Source organism: Psychrobacter sp. AT9 (assembly GCF_047272965.1).
Classification (GTDB): domain Bacteria; phylum Pseudomonadota; class Gammaproteobacteria; order Pseudomonadales; family Moraxellaceae; genus Psychrobacter; species Psychrobacter glaciei.
Map to the genome: position 1 here is coordinate 1,837,885 of NZ_JBKOTW010000001.1, position 18,239 is coordinate 1,856,123.

General features: G+C 43.2%; 15 protein-coding genes. 7 read left to right on the plus strand and 8 right to left on the minus strand.

Annotated elements, in window-relative coordinates:
- Nucleotides 1-84: 84 nt before the first annotated feature.
- Nucleotides 85-774 carry a tRNA (guanine(46)-N(7))-methyltransferase TrmB gene (trmB, locus tag ACMFL8_RS07690; RefSeq protein ID WP_413190604.1) on the minus strand — a complete coding sequence of 230 codons (690 nt, stop codon included), beginning with the start codon at nucleotides 772-774 and terminating at the stop codon, nucleotides 85-87.
- Between the two features lie 217 nt (nucleotides 775-991).
- Here trmB and ACMFL8_RS07695 point away from each other — a divergent pair, with 217 nt between their 5' ends.
- Together ACMFL8_RS07695 and ACMFL8_RS07700 are read left to right on the plus strand one after the other, a co-directional pair.
- A complete protein-coding gene (locus ACMFL8_RS07695) occupies nucleotides 992-1,183 on the plus strand; it encodes a DNA gyrase inhibitor YacG (RefSeq protein ID WP_194618554.1) in 192 nt (63 codons plus the stop codon).
- Between the two features lie 40 nt (nucleotides 1,184-1,223).
- Nucleotides 1,224-2,405 carry an aspartate aminotransferase family protein gene (locus tag ACMFL8_RS07700; protein WP_413190605.1) on the plus strand — a complete coding sequence of 394 codons (1,182 nt, stop codon included), beginning with the start codon at nucleotides 1,224-1,226 and terminating at the stop codon, nucleotides 2,403-2,405.
- Nucleotides 2,406-2,528: 123 nt separating this feature from the next.
- Here the strand turns inward: ACMFL8_RS07700 and ACMFL8_RS07705 are convergent, their stop codons facing one another.
- The 6 genes from ACMFL8_RS07705 to ACMFL8_RS07730 all read right to left on the minus strand — a co-directional run bounded on the left by ACMFL8_RS07705 (nucleotide 2,529) and on the right by ACMFL8_RS07730 (nucleotide 11,937).
- Nucleotides 2,529-3,428: a LysR family transcriptional regulator gene (locus ACMFL8_RS07705; RefSeq protein WP_010198065.1), complete on the minus strand. Its 900-nt coding sequence runs from the start codon at nucleotides 3,426-3,428 to the stop codon at nucleotides 2,529-2,531.
- 236 nt (nucleotides 3,429-3,664) lie between these two features.
- Entirely contained in the window at nucleotides 3,665-5,920 is a 2,256-nt protein-coding gene (gene dnaX / locus ACMFL8_RS07710; RefSeq protein WP_413190606.1) for a DNA polymerase III subunit gamma/tau, read from the minus strand.
- Nucleotides 5,921-6,004: 84 nt separating this feature from the next.
- Nucleotides 6,005-7,270, minus strand: coding sequence for a hypothetical protein (locus tag ACMFL8_RS07715; protein WP_413190607.1), 1,266 nt, complete (start codon nucleotides 7,268-7,270; stop codon nucleotides 6,005-6,007).
- 220 nt (nucleotides 7,271-7,490) lie between these two features.
- Entirely contained in the window at nucleotides 7,491-9,023 is a 1,533-nt protein-coding gene (gene lysS, locus ACMFL8_RS07720) for a lysine--tRNA ligase (protein ID WP_210539437.1), read from the minus strand.
- A 411-nt stretch (nucleotides 9,024-9,434) separates the two neighbouring features.
- Entirely contained in the window at nucleotides 9,435-10,526 is a 1,092-nt protein-coding gene (gene prfA / locus ACMFL8_RS07725) for a peptide chain release factor 1 (protein ID WP_189581893.1), read from the minus strand.
- A 265-nt stretch (nucleotides 10,527-10,791) separates the two neighbouring features.
- On the minus strand, nucleotides 10,792-11,937 hold the full coding sequence (locus ACMFL8_RS07730) for a beta-ketoacyl-ACP synthase III (protein ID WP_189581890.1): 1,146 nt from the start codon (nucleotides 11,935-11,937) through the stop codon (nucleotides 10,792-10,794).
- Between the two features lie 296 nt (nucleotides 11,938-12,233).
- Between ACMFL8_RS07730 and pnuC the strand changes: the two genes are divergently transcribed.
- The 4 genes from pnuC (at nucleotide 12,234) to creD (ending at nucleotide 15,875) form a co-directional block, all read left to right on the plus strand.
- On the plus strand, nucleotides 12,234-12,959 hold the full coding sequence (pnuC, locus tag ACMFL8_RS07735) for a nicotinamide riboside transporter PnuC (RefSeq protein ID WP_240215754.1): 726 nt from the start codon (nucleotides 12,234-12,236) through the stop codon (nucleotides 12,957-12,959).
- Nucleotides 12,898-13,509 (plus strand): AAA family ATPase, encoded by a 612-nt coding sequence (locus ACMFL8_RS07740; protein ID WP_240215753.1) that lies wholly within the window; start codon nucleotides 12,898-12,900, stop codon nucleotides 13,507-13,509. The genes pnuC and ACMFL8_RS07740 overlap by 62 nt, the downstream gene beginning before the upstream one ends.
- Nucleotides 13,510-13,583: 74 nt before the next feature.
- Nucleotides 13,584-14,108 (plus strand): TIGR00645 family protein, encoded by a 525-nt coding sequence (locus ACMFL8_RS07745; RefSeq protein ID WP_201591414.1) that lies wholly within the window; start codon nucleotides 13,584-13,586, stop codon nucleotides 14,106-14,108.
- 129 nt (nucleotides 14,109-14,237) lie between these two features.
- A complete protein-coding gene (creD, locus tag ACMFL8_RS07750; RefSeq protein ID WP_413190608.1) occupies nucleotides 14,238-15,875 on the plus strand; it encodes a cell envelope integrity protein CreD in 1,638 nt (545 codons plus the stop codon).
- Nucleotides 15,876-15,964: 89 nt separating this feature from the next.
- Here creD and ACMFL8_RS07755 read toward each other — a convergent pair whose 3' ends face one another.
- A complete protein-coding gene (locus ACMFL8_RS07755; RefSeq protein WP_413190609.1) occupies nucleotides 15,965-16,648 on the minus strand; it encodes a DUF421 domain-containing protein in 684 nt (227 codons plus the stop codon).
- A gap of 485 nt (nucleotides 16,649-17,133) precedes the next feature.
- On the opposite strand from ACMFL8_RS07755, the gene ACMFL8_RS07760 reads away from it, so the two are divergent.
- On the plus strand, nucleotides 17,134-18,045 hold the full coding sequence (locus tag ACMFL8_RS07760) for a DMT family transporter (RefSeq protein ID WP_413190610.1): 912 nt from the start codon (nucleotides 17,134-17,136) through the stop codon (nucleotides 18,043-18,045).
- Nucleotides 18,046-18,239: the final 194 nt, after the last annotated feature.

Here is an 18,239-nt window from a genome sequence, read left to right on the forward strand (position 1 = left end):
TCTTTTTTATGTAATCATTTTAATTGCTTAGGCTATTTTGTATATAACATAACTTATTATAATGAATGATTTTTAATGGTTTCGTTATTTGCTTAGGCTATTTTTATCTCTCAAATTACTAGCCTGCCAATCATCAAACTTCGTTTTATAGCCCTCTGGCTTACGCATCGTCAGCTCCCAACATGTCTCTCCGCGTGCTAGGTACTTAACCTCAAAGTGCGTACGCTCACTGTCTATTGGCACGTGGTAGCGAGTATTTGGCAAACACCATACCGCAGAGGCTTGTTGCGCTGCATTATCCATATACGCTTCTATATTAGTCGCTAGCACCACTTCTCCGCCTACTTTTAGACGCGATAATAAGAACTCAAAAAATGGCATGTTCAACCATTGCTGATTAGGATTGTGCTGTTCAGGGTTGGGGTATAGTATAAAAATTTTGGCAATACTACGGGGTGCGATCGCATATACGATCCACGCGATGGCATCAGCATGGATAGCATTTAAGTTATCTACATTTTGCTGTGTGGCAAGTTTAGCAAAGGCTTCAAACTTATTACGAGTACGTTCAATGGCTATCAGCTGCTTATCAGGATTCTGTGTAGCAAAACTGAGCGCGTGCTTACCCTTCCCTGCCCCAATCTCTAGCATTAATGGTTTTTCATCTTTATTGTCATTAATGATATTTGGAATAATAAAGTCACGCGGTGCTGACAGTTTATGTGGTTGAAAAGCACGGGTTTTCTGATGGGAAAGCGTTGGTTGTTGCATCATGATAAGATATAGCCCTGTGAACGATAACCTTTAGCAAGGTATCAATTTGATTGTTAAACTATTGGCTCTGCTTAGATTGATTTGGTTTGGTTTGGTTTGGTTTGACATAGATAGACGGGTATTTGCCTTTTGTCATTCTTTAGCCCCATGCTATTATACCGATTCTCTTTCACTGATTGTACTTTTCCTAATAACCATGAGGATGGCCTCACTTATTATGACTGACTCTACTTCAAACACCTCCCCCAAGACCTATCCTTGTCCACGCTGCGGTACCCTGACGGCATGGCAAGACAATAAATATAAACCATTCTGTAGCAGTCGCTGCAAAATTATCGACTTAGGTGCTTGGGCAAACGAAGACTACACGTTGCCTGCGGAAACCACACCTTTCTCTGACGAGCTATAAACTACACTTTTATTCAATTATTATACCAAGGATGTTTTACATGTCTGCTACTTACCTGATGCCCACTTATAATCGTCAACCAATCAGCTTTACACGCGGTTCAGGCAGTTGGCTCTATACCAAAGAGGATACGCCATACTTAGATGCCTTAACTGGTATCGCGGTGTGCGGCTTAGGACATTGCCATCCACAAGTGACTGATGCTATCCAGCAGCAAGCAGGTACCTTAGTTCATACGAGCAACTTATTCGGTATCGATTGGCAAGAGCGCGCTGGCGAAGTGCTATGTACAGCAGCTCAGATGGACAGCGTGTTTTTCGCTAATAGTGGCGCTGAAGCAAACGAAGCGGCGTTAAAAATGGCGCGTTTATATGCATACAAGCAAGGTTTTAAACGTCCAAAGGTCATTGTAATGGAGCAGTCGTTCCATGGCCGTACCTTACTGTCCTTATCAGCAACCGCCAACCCAAAAGCACGTGAAGGTTTTTATACCTTGGACGATGACTTTATCCGTGTGCCCTTTGGCGATATTGCAGCGGTTAAGCAAGCCGCGCAAGCTCATGATGACATTTGCGCCATCTTTGTAGAGCCTATCCAAGGCGAGGGTGGACTCAATACTGCCCCCAATGGCTTTACTTATTTAGAAGAGCTGCAAGCAGAATGTGATGCTCATAACTGGCTATTCATGCTGGATGAAGTGCAAACCGGTAATGGTCGCACCGGTAAATATTTTGCTTATCAACATAGTAATGCTCGTCCTGATGTATTGACGACAGCCAAAGGTCTAGGTAATGGCTTTCCAGTCGGCGCTTGTATGGTACGCGGTCGCGCTAACGGCTTGTTCGGTGCTGGTAGCCATGGCTCTACTTATGGTGGCACGCCATTAGCCAGCCGCGTGGTTCATAGCGTCTACGAAGTATTAGCGAACAGCAATATCATGGAAAACGCAGTGACTGAAGGCTTATTCATCAGAGAAAGTATAGTCGATACATTGGGACAATATGGCGTTAGCAGTCGCGGCGCTGGTATGATGATTGGTATCGCGCTACCTGAAGAGTTGGATTGTAGCAAGCTGGTGGATCGCGCACGTGATGAGCAAAATCTGATTATCAATGTAACCGGTGGCAATGTGGTACGCTTACTGCCACCGCTTAACATCAGCCGTGACGAAAGCACACAAGTGGCTGATCGTTTGATTGATTTATTAAAGCCGTTGTTTTAGCCCAAAGGTTTAGAGAAACAAACCCTATTTACAGTTAAAAAGAAACCTATAGATAATTGCTATCTATAGGCTTCTTTTTCTTACTACTGATCAAGCTTTATATGTATGTAAATAGATTGAAAGTTAATTCGCATGGAAGTATTTTTTCAGCACTTCTAGACAACGCGTGATTTTAGCCGGCTGCTGATCGCGATTTAAAGTAACCGCATATAGCACAAAGCTCGGTAACTGATAGCCGGTCAATACTTCGACCAATTCACCACTTTCTAGCTCTTTTCTAATGTCCATTTCCATCATTCTAACCAAACCGTGGCCTTCTTTTGCCAAAGTTGTGGCCATAAACACATTATTGGTATAAATCCGTGAATTCAGTTTTATGCGCGATTTTTTGCCAGTTTCGGTCTGAATCATATCAATCTGATTGGCATCTTTCATGATTTCAATACAAATCAGCTGATGTTCGGCCAAATCTTTAGGGGTTTTAAGTTTTACATGTTGGCGTAGATATTGTGGTGAGGCGACAAGCATCTGGCGCACATCCGTTAAAGGATGGCTACTCAAACTAGAATCATTGATCGTTGGACTCATACGAATCGCGATATCGATACGCTCATCAATCATATCGATATAATGATTGTCTGCTAAATAAGTAACACTCAGGTCATCATGTGCCGCCATCCAAGTAGATAAGGCCGGTAAAATATGATTGACTCCAAGCTCAGGTGTTGTAGCCACACGCAAGCTACCTGCGAGCTCATCACGTAACTGATTGACTTTAATTCTACCTTGCTCAGCCGCACTGACCACGTCCTTTGCCGCTTCGTAAAAACTCTCACCCGCTTCCGTTAAACTGAGCTTACGAGTAGAGCGATGCAATAGTACGACACCTAAGTCGTTTTCTAACGAGCGAATTTGCTGACTGACTGCACTGGTAGTAATACCAAGCTCACGAGCTGAGCCACTAAACGAGCCATGTCCAACCACACTGGCGAACACAGCCATACCGCGTAAATTATCCAACATATTCTCACCTAAGCTGCGTTTTAATTTTTAGTATAACTTAATCATTATAAAGGATTTTAGTTTACCTTACAGCGATTAAATATACTGCTGTTGTTTGAATTAAGTTTATTTCATAAGTAATAAAAGCAAAAATATCAAGGCGATAGTATAACATCGACTTGATATTTTTTATGATATATTGTATCTATTAACTACATAGACTATTAAATAATATTAATAATCGTTTTTCTGACTGTTTAATATAACTGAACTTTGCCCATTTTTCCTTCGCCGCGCTCGGTCAGATATTTCATCACCGGTGTATTCATCAATTTTGATTCTGCTACCGTCTTTGCTTGCACCAAACGCTTTTGTTGACGACGCTCAGGTGTTTTGTCATCCGCTTGCATGACGCTACCATCAATTTGCAGACCAATATCTGCCTGCGTGAACTGCTGTTGCAGTTTTTCTGCCAGTTGCTGAAAAGTCACCTGCAAGTGCTTACTGTCAACGCTGGTAACAAAGGTCGATTTGCCATTGCATAGACCCGTCATCATACCTTGACGAGCAAGTGCCAATTCATCTTGTGCCAAAATCTCGGCTTCACGAGCGGTTTGTAGCCAATAATCCCATTTCTCTGGTGTCCACTCGCCTATCAATTCTTGCGGTGCGCAGCGCAACAACGTGCGTGGATCATCAGATTCAGACAGTAATTGAGAATCATTTGCGTCAGGCTCAACAACGGGTTCAGGCTCAACAACGGGTTCAGGCTCAACAACGGGTTCAGGCTCAACAACGGGTTCAGGCTCAACAACGGGTTCAGGCTCAACAACGGGTTCAGGCTCAACAACGGGTTCAGGCTCAACAACGGGTTCAGGCTCAACAACGGGTTCAGGCTCAACAACGGGTTCAGGCTCAACAACGGGTTCAGGCTCAACAACGGGTTCAGGCTCAACAACGGGTTCAGGCTCAACAACGGGTTCAGGCTCAACAACGGGTTCAGGCTCAACAACGGGTTCAGGCTCAACAACGGGTTCAGGCTCAACAACGGGTTCAGGCTCAACAACGGGTTCAGGCTCAACAACGGGTTCAGGCTCAACAACGGGTTCAGGCTCAACAACGGGTTCAGGCTCAACAACGGGTTCAGGCTCAACAACGGGTTCAGGCTCAACAACGGGTTCAGGCTCAACAACGGGTTCAGGCTCATGAGCTGGATTAATACTTAACGCATTCTCATCCAAACTAGCGTTTGGCTGCTCAATACTGGCTTGCTCTTGATAGTCGATATCATAAGGCTGTAACGGCAGTATCGAAGCTGAATGGGTAATGGCTGCCTGCGTAGAAGTTGTATTTTCTATAGCTGCTGGTACTTCAGATGATACAGAGCCATCATAAATAGGGCTTAGTACTTCATCGACTGGCAACGGACGAAAGGCTAACAAACGTAAAATGCACATCTCAAGCGCTTGCATCGGAGTACTGGCAAGCTTAACACCTTCACGCGCTTGCACGACAATTTCATAATACAGTTGCAGGACGTCTGGGCTCATATGCTGCGCAAGCGTATTAATGTCTTGGGCTTGCGCCTCATTCACATTGAGAGCCACTTCAGGAAGCAGTTGGGTCAACGCCAATTGATGTAGTAGCTCAGCCAGCCCATCAAACATACTCGTCGCATCAACCATCTGCGCGCGCATTTGCTCAATATGTGCAGCGACGGCAGACTTATCGTGATTATAGATATCGGTAATTAAACTGACCAAATCAGCCGCATCAATGAGACCAAGCATGGCATTGACAGTGACATCATCCAGCGCACCTTGACCGAAAGCAATGGCTTGATCGGTCAAGGATAAGGCATCACGTACCGAGCCTTTTGCCGCACTGGCCAATTGCCAAAGTGCTGGCTGAGTATAACCTACCTGCTCTTGGGTAAGGACATTTGCCAGATGCTCACTCAGCAACGTTTGCGGCAACGGACGCAGCACAAACTGTAAACAGCGCGAGATAATAGTAATCGGCAATTTTTGTGGATCGGTCGTCGCTAGCAAAAACTTCACATGTTCAGGCGGCTCTTCTAAGGTCTTGAGTAAGGCATTAAAACTGTGCGTAGACAGCATATGCACTTCATCAATTAGGTACACTTTATAACGTCCTTGGCTTGGCGCATAAGGCACGTTATCTAACAGCTCGCGAGTGTCTTCCACTTTGGTACGAGAGGCCGCATCAATTTCAATCAGATCAATAAAACGACCTTGATCGATGGCGACGCAATTATTACACACACCGCAAGGCGTACTAGTCACCCCAGTATCACAATTCAAACATTTAGATAAAATACGCGCAATCGTCGTTTTGCCCACACCGCGCGTACCTGTAAAGAGGTAAGCATGATGCAGACGATTATAATCGATGGCATTTATCAATGCTTGCGAGACGTGCGTTTGCCCAATCAATTCATGAAAGTTTTTGGGACGGTATTTGCGAGCTAAAACTTGATATTGCTGCGTCATAGTAACTGCCAATATAGTAACTGCCAATGTGAAAAGTACAAATGTAGGTGAAGCATCAGATCAGCGATCTACAATATAATGAGTCTATGACTGCGATCTTAGCTCAGCCAATTGCTCGTATAAGCGCTGTGTGTTTGCGTCGATAGCCGAGCCATTTTGATGAAACACGTCAATATGCACCTCAGTATTGACGCTGTCTTCACAAGGTCTAACCTCTACGCCAATTAAGAACAAATGGTCCATCACCGGCTGCTGCATTTGTGAATTAAGCTCGAACAGTAAATCCTGATGCGAGGCGCGCACCTTGTCTACACTTAATGTGCTATTTTCATCTTGTGCATAAAACACCATCAAATAATGGCGACCAAATACATGATAAGAATGCTCATGACAAACATAACCATTCCAGTTTGAATCTTTATCAATCGTTCTATGCGCCAGTATTTTTTCTATTAAACACGCATAGGTATACATTGACTCATCGACCAACACATCGACCTGCTCTTTTGGCAGCGGTGTTCCCGCCTCATAATAATGCTGAATCAAGCTATTAAATAGCTTGTACCACATGTGAGTATTCTTTTGAATATCAAACATCAGCGCATTGGCAAAAGTTACTTGGTCGGGTTCTGCTGCTGTGAGCAAGCGCGGTTCCACTTGGTCTATTAACTGATGAGCAACCAACTGTTCTTGCACCTCAATGGCTCTTTGGTGAAAATCAGGCGACTGTAAAAATTGGGCGAGCAACGTTGATTCGTCTTGAAACGTCTCAAAGCCAGCAAGCTTGCGGCGATGAAAGTCCAAATAAGCACTGAGATCACTCGGGGTCACCAACTGATTGAGAATGTCGACAAAGTTTTGATGACTAAATACTTGTAAGACACTCTCCTCATCGTCCAAGTCCAGCACACAGTCCTCGGCAAAGAACTGACTGCCATACTCATAATTGACGGTATGGGGTTGTGACTCTGGGTTATCGTTTTCATGCTTGATAGCAAGTGACGTCAGACCAATAAAATAAATCGCCTTGTTCGATGCCGACGCGTTTACGTCAGCCAGTGCCTTATCATTTTTTAGATAAAGCTGCGCATGACGTTTGATTAATTGATTAACTACTTCTTTTCGCCACTCACGAACCTGCGTACTGTCAACCTCTTGCTGATTGGCCTGCATTACCACATCATTGACGATAAGGTAAACCGTCGCACCACAAAACTCAAAAACAAAGTCATAACCCTGCAATAGATGCTGGGAATGGTTACTGTCTTCTTCTGATACATCGTACAAAGATAAGAAGCTTTGCTGAATCATCTGCTGCCAAACTGAGAGCGGTAGGTGCTGAGTGTCCATAATATCCCTATAAATGAGTGCTCATAAACCACTGAGCGTCTGTCATCAACGTTGCAAAACTCGCTCTATACTCAGTTCAGTAACAGCGTCATAGTCGGTTAAATATAATTTAGGCACGAGGAAGGCGAGTGAAAATACTACAAGTAGTAAACTAAGCGAGCCTGACACCGTACCTAATTTATATAGGATTGACTATATTTCATAATAAGTAGACGCTAGTCTAGTTGTCAAGCTTACGACGCATATGTGGGAACAAAATCACATCACGAATGCTCGCTGAATCAGTGAGTAGCATGACTAAGCGATCAATACCTATACCCTCACCTGCTGTCGGTGGCAAACCATAAGACAATGCTTCGATATATTCTTCGTCAAAATGCATGGCCTCATCATCGCCCGCGTCTTTTTCAGCGACTTGACCACGGAAGCGTTCCGCCTGATCTGCTGGGTCATTTAGCTCACTAAAGCCATTGGCCAATTCACGACCACCAACGAACAATTCAAAGCGATCGGTAATCTCAGGATTGTCGTCACTACGGCGCGCGAGTGGTGACGTTTCTGCAGGATATTCAGTGATAAAGGTTGGCTGGCGTAATTGATGCTCAGCGGTTTCTTCAAAGATAATCGTTTGCAGTTTACCCACACCAAAGCCATCTTTTACTTGCTGCTTAAGCGTAGTAGATGCGTACTCTGCTAGATACTCACGGTCATTGATATGCGCCATGTCGAAGTTTTCGGCATATTTGGCAATCGCATCAGACATCGATAAACGAGCAAACGGCGCTTTTAGGCTGATGGCTTCTTCTTGATAAGTAATCTCAGTCGTATCCAAGATGTCCATCGCCAACTCATTAAATAAGCGCTCGGTTAAATCCATCAAGTCATGATAATCCGCATACGCTTGATAAAACTCAATCATCGTAAATTCAGGATTGTGACGGGTTGAGACGCCTTCGTTACGGAAGCTACGGTTAATTTCAAATACTTTTTCAAAACCGCCAACCACCAAACGCTTCAAATAAAGCTCAGGCGCGATACGTAAATAAAGCGGCATGTCTAAAGCATTATGATGCGTCACAAATGGACGTGCCACTGCACCACCTGGAATAGGATGCATCATTGGCGTTTCAACTTCCATGAAGCGCTCATTCAGCATGAATTTACGAATACCGCTGACGACCTGACTGCGAATCATAAACGTATCGCGAGTCGTCTCATTGGTCATCAAATCAAGATGACGATTGCGATAACGGGCTTCCACATCTGCCAAACCATGGAATTTATTTGGCATTGGACGTAAGGATTTGGTTAGCAAACTGATCTCTTCGATATGCACGTATAGATCGCCTTTACCTGAGCGACCGATATAGCCTGATACACCTACGATGTCACCCAAATCTAGCGACTTAATGCTCGCACGCGTTTCATCATCGAGCTCTTTACGTGCGACATATAGCTGAATACGGCCACTCATATCTTGGATGACAATAAACGAGCCACGGTTGAGCATGACTCGACCTGCCACGTTGACCTGTGTTTTTTCGCCATTCGCCGCTTTTTCTTCAATTTCTTGCTTTGAGACGCCGTCAAAGGCTGTTTGTAAGTCTTGTGCATAATCGGTGCGTTTGAACGTATTTGGATAAGGCTGCTTGCCTGAAGCAGTGATATCGTCTAGCTTGGCTTGCAGCTGAGCAATTAGCTCGTTAGCGTCTTCTGGGGCTTGCTCTTGATTCTGATTGTTGTGCTTTGACATAACACTCTCAATATTATTAGGTAATTAAATGGATAAACGAAAACAGAAAAATTAAATCAATGCTTAGGGTCTGTTGAACATTCAAATATTAGGACTGCTGATCGCTAAAATCGCATCAAACGTTTTATCAAATCAGGCGTAAACCGACGATAATGTCGAGACCTTAGCTAGGTTTACAACAACGTTTTGGGTGATTTTAGCATCAGCCTTTCAGGGCAGGGCTATTTTTTGCCAATACATGGCGAAATTGTCTAACCTAGAATGACTAGGCGTCAAAAATTTCACTGCGTATTGTCTAAAAAATAGCCACTGCCAGTGCCACATTTGAATGTTCAACAGACCCTATTATTATAAAAAAATGACATCATGATGAAAAATCATAAAACTGCCAATGTGTTGTAGGATCAGCTGCTAGTCACCACCGCCGATACTCGCCATCAAATCAGCCTGATGCTCACGTAGTAATGAGTCAAGAATCTCATCCAAGTCGCCTTCCATAATAGAGTCGAGCTTGTATAAGGTCAGGTTGATACGATGATCGGTCATACGCCCTTGCGGGAAATTATAGGTGCGAATACGCTCACTGCGATCGCCACTACCGATTAAGTCGCGGCGCATCGAATCAGCAACATCGACTTGTGCTTGTACCTTAACCTGCTGAATACGTGAAATGAGCATTTTCATCGCTTGTGCGCGGTTTTTGTGTTGGCTACGCTCTTGTTGACACTCTGCGACTGTGCCCGTTGGAATGTGCGTCAAACGTACAGCTGAGTCGGTGGTGTTAACGTGCTGACCACCCGCACCGCTTGAACGGAACGTATCAAAACGGATATCAGCTGGGTTGAGCTCGACGGTATCATCAATCTCAACTTCAGGCATGACTGCAACGGTACAAGCTGAGGTGTGCACACGGCCTTGGCTTTCGGTTTCAGGAACACGCTGGACACGGTGCACGCCAGACTCAAACTTTAGACGACCATAGACGCTGTTGCCTGATACGCGAGTGATGATTTCTTTATACCCGCCATGCTCACCTTCGCTTGCAGACAGCACGTCCAATGTCCAGCCTTGGCTCTGCGCGTATTTTTGGTACATTCGGAACAAGTCACCAGAGAAAATCGCTGCCTCGTCGCCGCCGGTCCCTGCACGAATCTCCAAAAATGCTGGCACTTTATCATTAGGATCTTTTGGTAGCATCATAAGATTAAGCGCTTCTTCCATCTTTACGATGGTATCACGAGCATTGTCAATCTCGTCTTGCATCATCTCTTTCATGTCAGGATCTGTCGCATCGGCCAGCATAGCTTCTGCATCGGCCTGATCCGTTTCTGCACCCACGTAGTTTTGCCATAAAGTAGTGATATCCATCAAGTCGCTGTGCTCGACAGACAATTCACGGAATTTATTATTATCACTAATGACACTAGGATCTGATAACAAGGCGGTGACCTCTTCATAACGGTCTACCATCTGGTCTAAACGCAGGCGTAAGGATTCTTTCATAAAAGGACTTTTAATTGGATGATAAGAGTAAGAGCGTGATTATAGCAAATTTTTCACCGTAAATTAAAACCTCTGAGTAATCTTGCTGCTATTCTAAGTAATTTTGCCATTCTATTGGCAGACATTCCTATCGCTGCTGAAATATTCCCCTGTTTTCTCATCAGTTAGTGGTTATAAAATGCGATGCTAAAAACGTAGACATAAAAAAAATAGCCAAGAAGGATCTTGGCTATTTTTATCGTTAAAAAAGATCTAGAATGAAACGCTACACTTTACGAACCAATACTGAGCCAATCGAATAACCTGCGCCGAATGAACAAATCACGCCCAAATCACCTGATGCTAACTCATCTTTATAGCGATGGAACACAATCATCGGGCTGGCTGAGCTGGTATTGGCAAATTCAGCGATGACACTTGGGACAATCGCTTTATCTGCTTCTTTACCGATGACTGTACGTAGAATTAAATCTAACATATTGGCATTGGCTTGGTGTAACCACATCATTTTCACATCACTGGCTTGTAATTCGTTCTCAGTCAAATGCTCTGTGATGATCTCTGACACTTTTGGACAAACTTCACGGAATACTTTACGGCCATTTTGCAAAAACAACTTATCCGTGACTGGTTCTTTGATATCTGGATACATCTCAGTCTGTGCCGCTAAAAACTCTGAGCGATCCATAAAGCCGTATTCGTTTTTGATGTTGGTCGAAAACTGAGTAAATAGCTTAGAGTTAAGAATCTCATAACCTTTTGGCGTATCGAGATCTTCAACGATAGATGCGGTCGCTACGTCACCAAAGATGAAGTGGCTGTCACGGTTACGCCAGTTCAGATGCGCCGAGGTAATCTCTACGTTGACCACAGCGATGCGCTTGGCCAAACCAGAGACGATAGAGCCGTGCGCTTGTGATAGACCAAAAGTCGCAGCACTACAAGCGACGTTCATATCATAAGCAAAGCCGCCAATCATACCGATTTCATTTTGAATCTCGATGGCAACCGCAGGATAAGTGCGCTGGAAGTTTGAGCAAGCAAGGATTATACCATCCAAGTCATTGGCCTCAAGTCCAGCATCTGCCAAAGCATCTCTAAGCGCTGCGGCACCCATTTCTGCCATGATAGACAGCTCTTCGCCTAGATTGCGATAAGGAATCACGGGAGCCATGATTTCAGGATCTAAAATGCCGTCTTTTTCCATCACATAACGTGATTTGATACCCGATACTTTTTCGATAAAAGCGGCTGAAGAAGGCTCAAGTGCGGTCACAGTCTCTGCTGCTATCTCATCAGCATGCTGTGCATTATAATTTTCAACATACTGGTTAAATGACTCTACTAACTCTTCGTTGCTGATGCTATAAGGTGGGATATATAGGCCCGTGCCCGTGATACAAGTCGTCATGATAAGCTTCCTTGTCTACTACTGTGGTGCTTGGAATAAGCATAAAAGTGGAAAAATAATAGCCATTCAATTTCAGTGAATAACTGTAAACTTAAAATCAGTGCCTTTATTATGCCTGAATATTATAATTTTTCTAATACTTTGTTACAAATAATCTGTTTCTCGCCATAAATAAGCAAAGACTCAGTTCATTTTACGGTAGCTACGTTATAATTGGTGCTGCTTTACTCTGTACTATTCATCGAACTATATTATTTAGCAAGAATATCAACACACGCTTATATTTAGGAAAGCTAATGGCAGAACTTCTCAATTGGTTATTTGGTCAATACGCTGACTACTCTACGATATTCATTGTCCTTGAACTGATTGCCGTCGTCTTTGGCGTGGCAAGTGTCTTACTTGCCAGCAAAACCAATATTCTAGTCTTCCCTATCGGACTGGTCAGCACTGCTATATTTGTGTATCTACTATGGAAGTGGCAGCTATTTGGCGATATGTTTATCAACGCTTACTATACCGTGATGAGCCTATACGGCTGGATTAATTGGTCAAAGAATAAGAAGATTCAATCTGTCGAGCACAAGCAGTCAAACGATGCTAATAATGTCCGTATCGAGCACCTGCATGCAGGCGACATACCTATACTCTCTGCTTTGGCAGCGGGAACGATGGGGTTTGTAGCACTGATTTATTATTTCCGACCAGTGATTAATAACGGTTTTAGCTTCGATGGTGCAGTACTTGGACTGCATTTATTTACGTGGGTTGACTACACTGATATGCTCACTACCGCTTTATTTTTAATGGCGATGTGGCTCATGGCACGGCGCAAGATTGAGCATTGGATACTATGGATTATTGCCGATGCGATATCGGTACCGTTATACTTTTATAAAGGTTTTACGTTTACCGCGCTACAATATGTAGTCTTCACTCTCATCGCAATCTGGGCATATTATGAATGGCAACGACGCTATCGTACACAACATCGCGCACAACCTCATACAGCATACGCCTAAATCTGTCATAAATGTCGCTATTTTAGGCGCAGAAAGTACGGGCAAGACGACTTTATGTCAGGATTTGGCAGCACATTTTGATAGCCCTTGGGTATCAGAATATATGCGCACCTACCTACAAGCAAAGTGGGATGACGAGCAGCTGACTTGCACGTCGGATGATCTGCTACCTATCGCACAAGGTCAGATTGCATTAGAAAATAAACTGGCCAAACAAGTCGCTCAGACGTCCGATGCTAGCCATTATTTGTTTTGTGATACCAGTCTGTTTGAGCTAATGGTTTATTCCAATTGGTATTATGGCGACTGTCCTATCGCCCTTGAGCAAGCGGCATTGGCACATCATTATGATTTAATATTATTGACTGACGTTGATACACCATGGGTGGCTGATGACCTGCGAGACAGTCCGCACCAACGTGATGAAATAAGTACTTATTTCGCCAGTCAATTAAGCAAGCACCAAAGACCATTCCAGCGCATTGGTGGCGATAGACAGGAGCGAGTTCAGCAGGTAGTAGCGCAGCTTACTGACATTAGCAATATATAGCCTCACAGCAACTTTATTAGAGTGTATCAATAAACTCATCATTACTTTTATCTTTAAAAACCTAAGAGATATCCATGCTAAAAAAGTTTGAATTTTACTTAGAAAAAACCATATTCCATAGCCGCTGGATACTAGCGCCTTTTTATCTAGGGCTCGTGCTAGGTATTATTTTATTATTTGTTAAGTTCGTTCAAAAAACATTTATGATGTTCAACACTGTATTTAGCGCCTCGGTATCAGATGTCATTGTTAATATATTAGTGTTAGTCGACCTCTCGTTAGTAGCCAGTTTATTATTAATCATCATATTCAGTGGCTATGAAATATTTGTCTCAAAAATTGACACAGGCGATCATGTTGATCGACCCAGTTGGATGGGGAAAGTAGATTTTTCTGGGCTTAAATTAAAAGTCATCGGTGCCATCGTTGCGATTTCTGCCATTGATCTTTTAAAATCCTTTATGGATATTCCTAATGAATTGAGTGAGGGTGAAGCAGACAAACTCATGTGGAAGGTCATTATTCACATGACATTCGTTCTATCCGGCCTGCTATTTGCGATTATGGACAAAGTGGTTGGCGACACCAAAAAGCACTGATTTTTATTATTCCACACACTCTCCATTGTTCTTACATATTTTTTCTTTATCACTCCTTTATGATTTTCTTTAAACCTATTGACTGTTATATGGACAGTTTTGGAATAAAGAGTCATATGAGGAGCTTTTATGCAAAAAACACTATTTACCAAACTATCTATCATCGCTGGGCTGTGCATTATTTTCGCCATCGGTCTCAATATGATTGGCTCGGTGATTTACGAGCGACAAAATTATGCCGCGTCGGTGATCAAAGAAATCGCCCAGCAGCATATCAATCCGCAAGAAGTCATTACACCATTTATTGCCATTCCAACTACTGTCACGCCTGAATGTCAGATTACAGCGCCTGGCACAACCAGTAAATGTGCACCGTCCTACTCAAAAATTGAAACCATTTTCGCAAACCAAACCCAAGCAACACAAGATCTTGAGGTAAGCACTGATACCTATAAGCGCGGCATCTATCATGCGACCAGTTATGATGGGGCGTTGACATTTGACCAACGTTACACTTTTGATAAAGCCATCAGCCGCTTATATGAAGCGACGAGCACGGCTAGTGCAGAGCAAAGCTCCGTCAATACACCTACCAGTAACAATAAAACGAAACCCAGAGAAACCATCATTCACTGGAATGACGCAAAATTGATTATTCCAGTATCAGATCTGCGCGGCGTCGCGACTCTGCCAACAGTGACCATTGAGCAAAAACCGATAAAAGCGACTTACCCGCAGACACCCTTACTGAAAAATCTGACCTATGTAGAAGTCGCTATTCCGCAAAACATATTGCAGCGTGCCACGAAAAACATGGCTAGCCAGCAAAGTAAGAGTAGTCTCATTGCCACAAGCACCAACAGCGAGGCATTAGCCAGTACAGACATAGGCAGTCAGTCGCCCGACATTAAAGGCAATCAAGCGACTGACATCATGATTGACTTGCCATTAGCGGGTATCAGCAATTTAAACACGGTTCCGACTGGACAAAACTTTAACTTAACGATGCGCAGTAATTGGCATGCGCCTAATTTCATTGGCAAGGCGCTCCCTAATGCCAAGAAATTCACTGCTAACGGTTTTGAAGCCAGTTGGCAAAATCAATATCTAACGATCGCCAACAATCAAGATTTGTCGCAGTGTCTTAGCATCGCTAACAACCGATGTGTCGTCATCAGTAAAGCCACTCTCGATACCAGTAGCCAGTCAATGACTCCTGATGATGCGATTACAGCAGTAGAAGGTATTGTCACAGAAGAAGGCACTACCGTGACTGACAGCTACCAAAATGTGCGCCTGAACAGCTTTGGGGTGAGTTTTGCTGAGCCTAATGACGTATATTTACAGACCGAACGAGCGATGAAATACGCCTTATTATTAATCTTGGTCTCATTCGGCACTTTTTTCTTATTTGAAGTGATTAAATCTAGCCGCATCCACCCTATTCAGTACCTGTTGGTCGGTTGTGCGCTGTTTGTTTTTTATGTTTTATTATTACCACTTGCTGAGCAAATCGTCTTTTGGAAAGCTTATGCCATTGCTGCCAGCGCCTGTGTTGGACTCATTGGTTGGTATACTTATTATGTACTGGGCGGCATCAAACGAGCCGCGATTTTTACTGCCACACTGGCAGGATTGTATGCGGCGTTTTTCGGCATCTTAACCACTGAAGATATGAATTTATTGCTTGGTGCTGTTTTCTGTTTTGTACTACTCGCTTGCGTGATGGTCATGACGCGTAAAATTGACTGGTATAAAATCGCCTAACTTAGTTAGCGCGTGCAAAAAACGTTCAGTCTAGGGCGGCCTTACGTTGGTATCACTCGCTAAACCTACCAACATAAGACTGCTCGACATCATCTAATAATCTTGCTATTTAAGGCTTTTGCCCAGTTTCTACAGTCGTTTTCACAGCGTTCGCAGCACTGATTAGGGTCAGATATGTGATTGACGTAGCCGCAATGCATACATGCATAATGCGTTCCTGACTCTATCTCCTCGACAGGTTGATACTGCTTAGGGAAAAGTGGCATACCATAGATGGTGTGATCAGGTGCATATAACAAAATACTAAAATTACCATCTGTCTCTAGCAAGCCAGTACGCACTTGACCCAGATGCTCAACCCCTTGTTGGCGCATTTCAGCAAAAAACTCATCATGGGACATTTTGCCCTTTTTAATTTTATCGAGTACCAACATGCCGTCTTCTACAATGTAGAGCGACTTCCCTTCTAGCAGATCTTCGAAAGGCTGATATTTCATCATAGCCCAAGTACATAAACGATATAGCAAAATCACAATACTCATGATTAGGACTGCTTGAATAAGCGGCAAATCCTCATTGAACATTGGGTCACCTGCGATAGAACCAAGTGATAAAATAATGGTCAGCTCAAAAATAGACAGTTGGCGCACGCCGCGCTTGCCAGTAAAGCGTAAAAACAAAATGATCAGAGCAAACATCACGATGACGCGTATCACAATTTCAGCGGCAAATACCCACGTGGTGTCATAAATAAAAATACTTGCCCAATCCATATCTTTCTTTCCTTGTCATTTTCAAATCGAGCCTATTTATAAGGTATGTATCATTTTAATTTATAAGTTAGGTTTTTTGGTATTGCACTATACTACTTCCATTCCAATATAAGGCTCAACAATAAATTTTTGCTATAGTCGATCCAAAATATTTTGAGTCAATTCAAGATGCTCTGAATCAATTCAAGATATTTTGGATACAAGGAAGGCGAGTAAAAGTGCCATAGGTGATAAACTGAGCGCGCCTGACACCATATAAATGTTCAACAAACTCTAGGGCGTGTCCTCATTTCAAAAATGGTGATAAAAATGAGATAAATTGCAGTCAAACGAGGAAAATAGCGCAGATAATGTCGGTATATTAACCAGCTATTTAACGATTTTTGACAAAATTTAGCCATTTTTAGCCCGTTTAGATATGATCAATTGAATTGAGGACACGCCCTAGTTAATCAAAACCAATTTAATGATTGTAGGAATTATTTTTGAAAGCCACGTTATACACGATTATTGCCTTAATAGCATTTGCCGCAAACTCTCTTTTTTGTAGAATGGCCTTGGCAGAAGGATACATAGATGCGTGGAGTTTCACCATCATCCGTCTGCTTAGTGGTGCTATCTGTCTGAGCATTATTATGGGCGTTTATAGCTATAACCTACGACGCAAAGATTTAACCCTCAACAATCCACAAAATAAAGCTATTTTGAAGGACAAAGGCAGCTGGCTCAGCAGTCTAAGTTTGGTGGTGTATGCGCTTTGCTTTTCGATTGCCTATGTTGAGCTTGATACCGGAACTGGCGCGTTGATTTTATTTTCAGCGGTTCAACTCACCATGATTGGTTGGGGTATTTACAAAAAAGAGCAGTTAAGTGCCTTACAATGGATGGCTTTTATCGTAGCAGTAGCAGGTTTTGTCTATCTTATGCTGCCATCAGCAGCTGTCCCATCCGTATTGGCAGCGACATTGATGGCCATCAGTGGCATGGCATGGGGCATCTACAGTATACGCGGCAAAACCTGTGTATCACCGTTACGAGCCACGGGCTTTAACTTTATCAGAAGCCTCGTCGCTATTCCGCTACTACTCATCATTGGTATGGTTTATTTAAAAAGCATGCCATTGTCCACTATCAGTATCGAGGGCATCTTATTGGCTTGCGCGTCGGGCGCAATTGCTTCTGGCATGGGCTACAGCGTTTGGTATATGGCAATGCCTTTATTAAAAAGCACTCAGGCGGCAGTAGTACAACTCTGCGTACCGGTATTGGCTGCCATACTTGGTGTGGTATTTTTATCGGAGCAGCTGACCCTACCGTTTATCCTAGCAAGCGCGGTCATCTTGGGCGCGGTACTGGTGTTTATCTTAAATAAAAAGACACCACAGACCGTGAGTTAATATTATGAGGCATGGTAAGTCCGATATAAAATGACTGACTCTATGTCATACCCATCAAAAATAAGAATGCCAGTAGCATAAGTTACTGGCATTTTTTATGTGTGGTTATGACTATGTGACAGCCAATATACTCATAAATACTCAACTGGTTTTGGCTACCGTGTCTTTAATAATGATATTCTATCTAGGGCGTG

Coding starts and splice junctions, on each gene's coding strand:
- ACMFL8_RS07695 (WP_194618554.1), top strand. CDS start 992: ATGACTGACTCTACTTCAAACACCTCCCCCAAGACCTATCCTTGTCCA.
- creD (WP_413190608.1), top strand. CDS start 14,238: ATGCAAAAAACACTATTTACCAAACTATCTATCATCGCTGGGCTGTGC.
- trmB (WP_413190604.1), bottom strand. CDS start 774: ATGATGCAACAACCAACGCTTTCCCATCAGAAAACCCGTGCTTTTCAA.
- ACMFL8_RS07700 (WP_413190605.1), top strand. CDS start 1,224: ATGTCTGCTACTTACCTGATGCCCACTTATAATCGTCAACCAATCAGC.
- ACMFL8_RS07745 (WP_201591414.1), top strand. CDS start 13,584: ATGCTAAAAAAGTTTGAATTTTACTTAGAAAAAACCATATTCCATAGC.
- pnuC (WP_240215754.1), top strand. CDS start 12,234: ATGGCAGAACTTCTCAATTGGTTATTTGGTCAATACGCTGACTACTCT.
- prfA (WP_189581893.1), bottom strand. CDS start 10,526: ATGAAAGAATCCTTACGCCTGCGTTTAGACCAGATGGTAGACCGTTAT.
- ACMFL8_RS07740 (WP_240215753.1), top strand. CDS start 12,898: ATGAATGGCAACGACGCTATCGTACACAACATCGCGCACAACCTCATA.
- dnaX (WP_413190606.1), bottom strand. CDS start 5,920: ATGACGCAGCAATATCAAGTTTTAGCTCGCAAATACCGTCCCAAAAAC.
- ACMFL8_RS07715 (WP_413190607.1), bottom strand. CDS start 7,270: ATGGACACTCAGCACCTACCGCTCTCAGTTTGGCAGCAGATGATTCAG.
- ACMFL8_RS07705 (WP_010198065.1), bottom strand. CDS start 3,428: ATGTTGGATAATTTACGCGGTATGGCTGTGTTCGCCAGTGTGGTTGGA.
- lysS (WP_210539437.1), bottom strand. CDS start 9,023: ATGTCAAAGCACAACAATCAGAATCAAGAGCAAGCCCCAGAAGACGCT.
- ACMFL8_RS07730 (WP_189581890.1), bottom strand. CDS start 11,937: ATGACGACTTGTATCACGGGCACGGGCCTATATATCCCACCTTATAGC.
- ACMFL8_RS07755 (WP_413190609.1), bottom strand. CDS start 16,648: ATGGATTGGGCAAGTATTTTTATTTATGACACCACGTGGGTATTTGCC.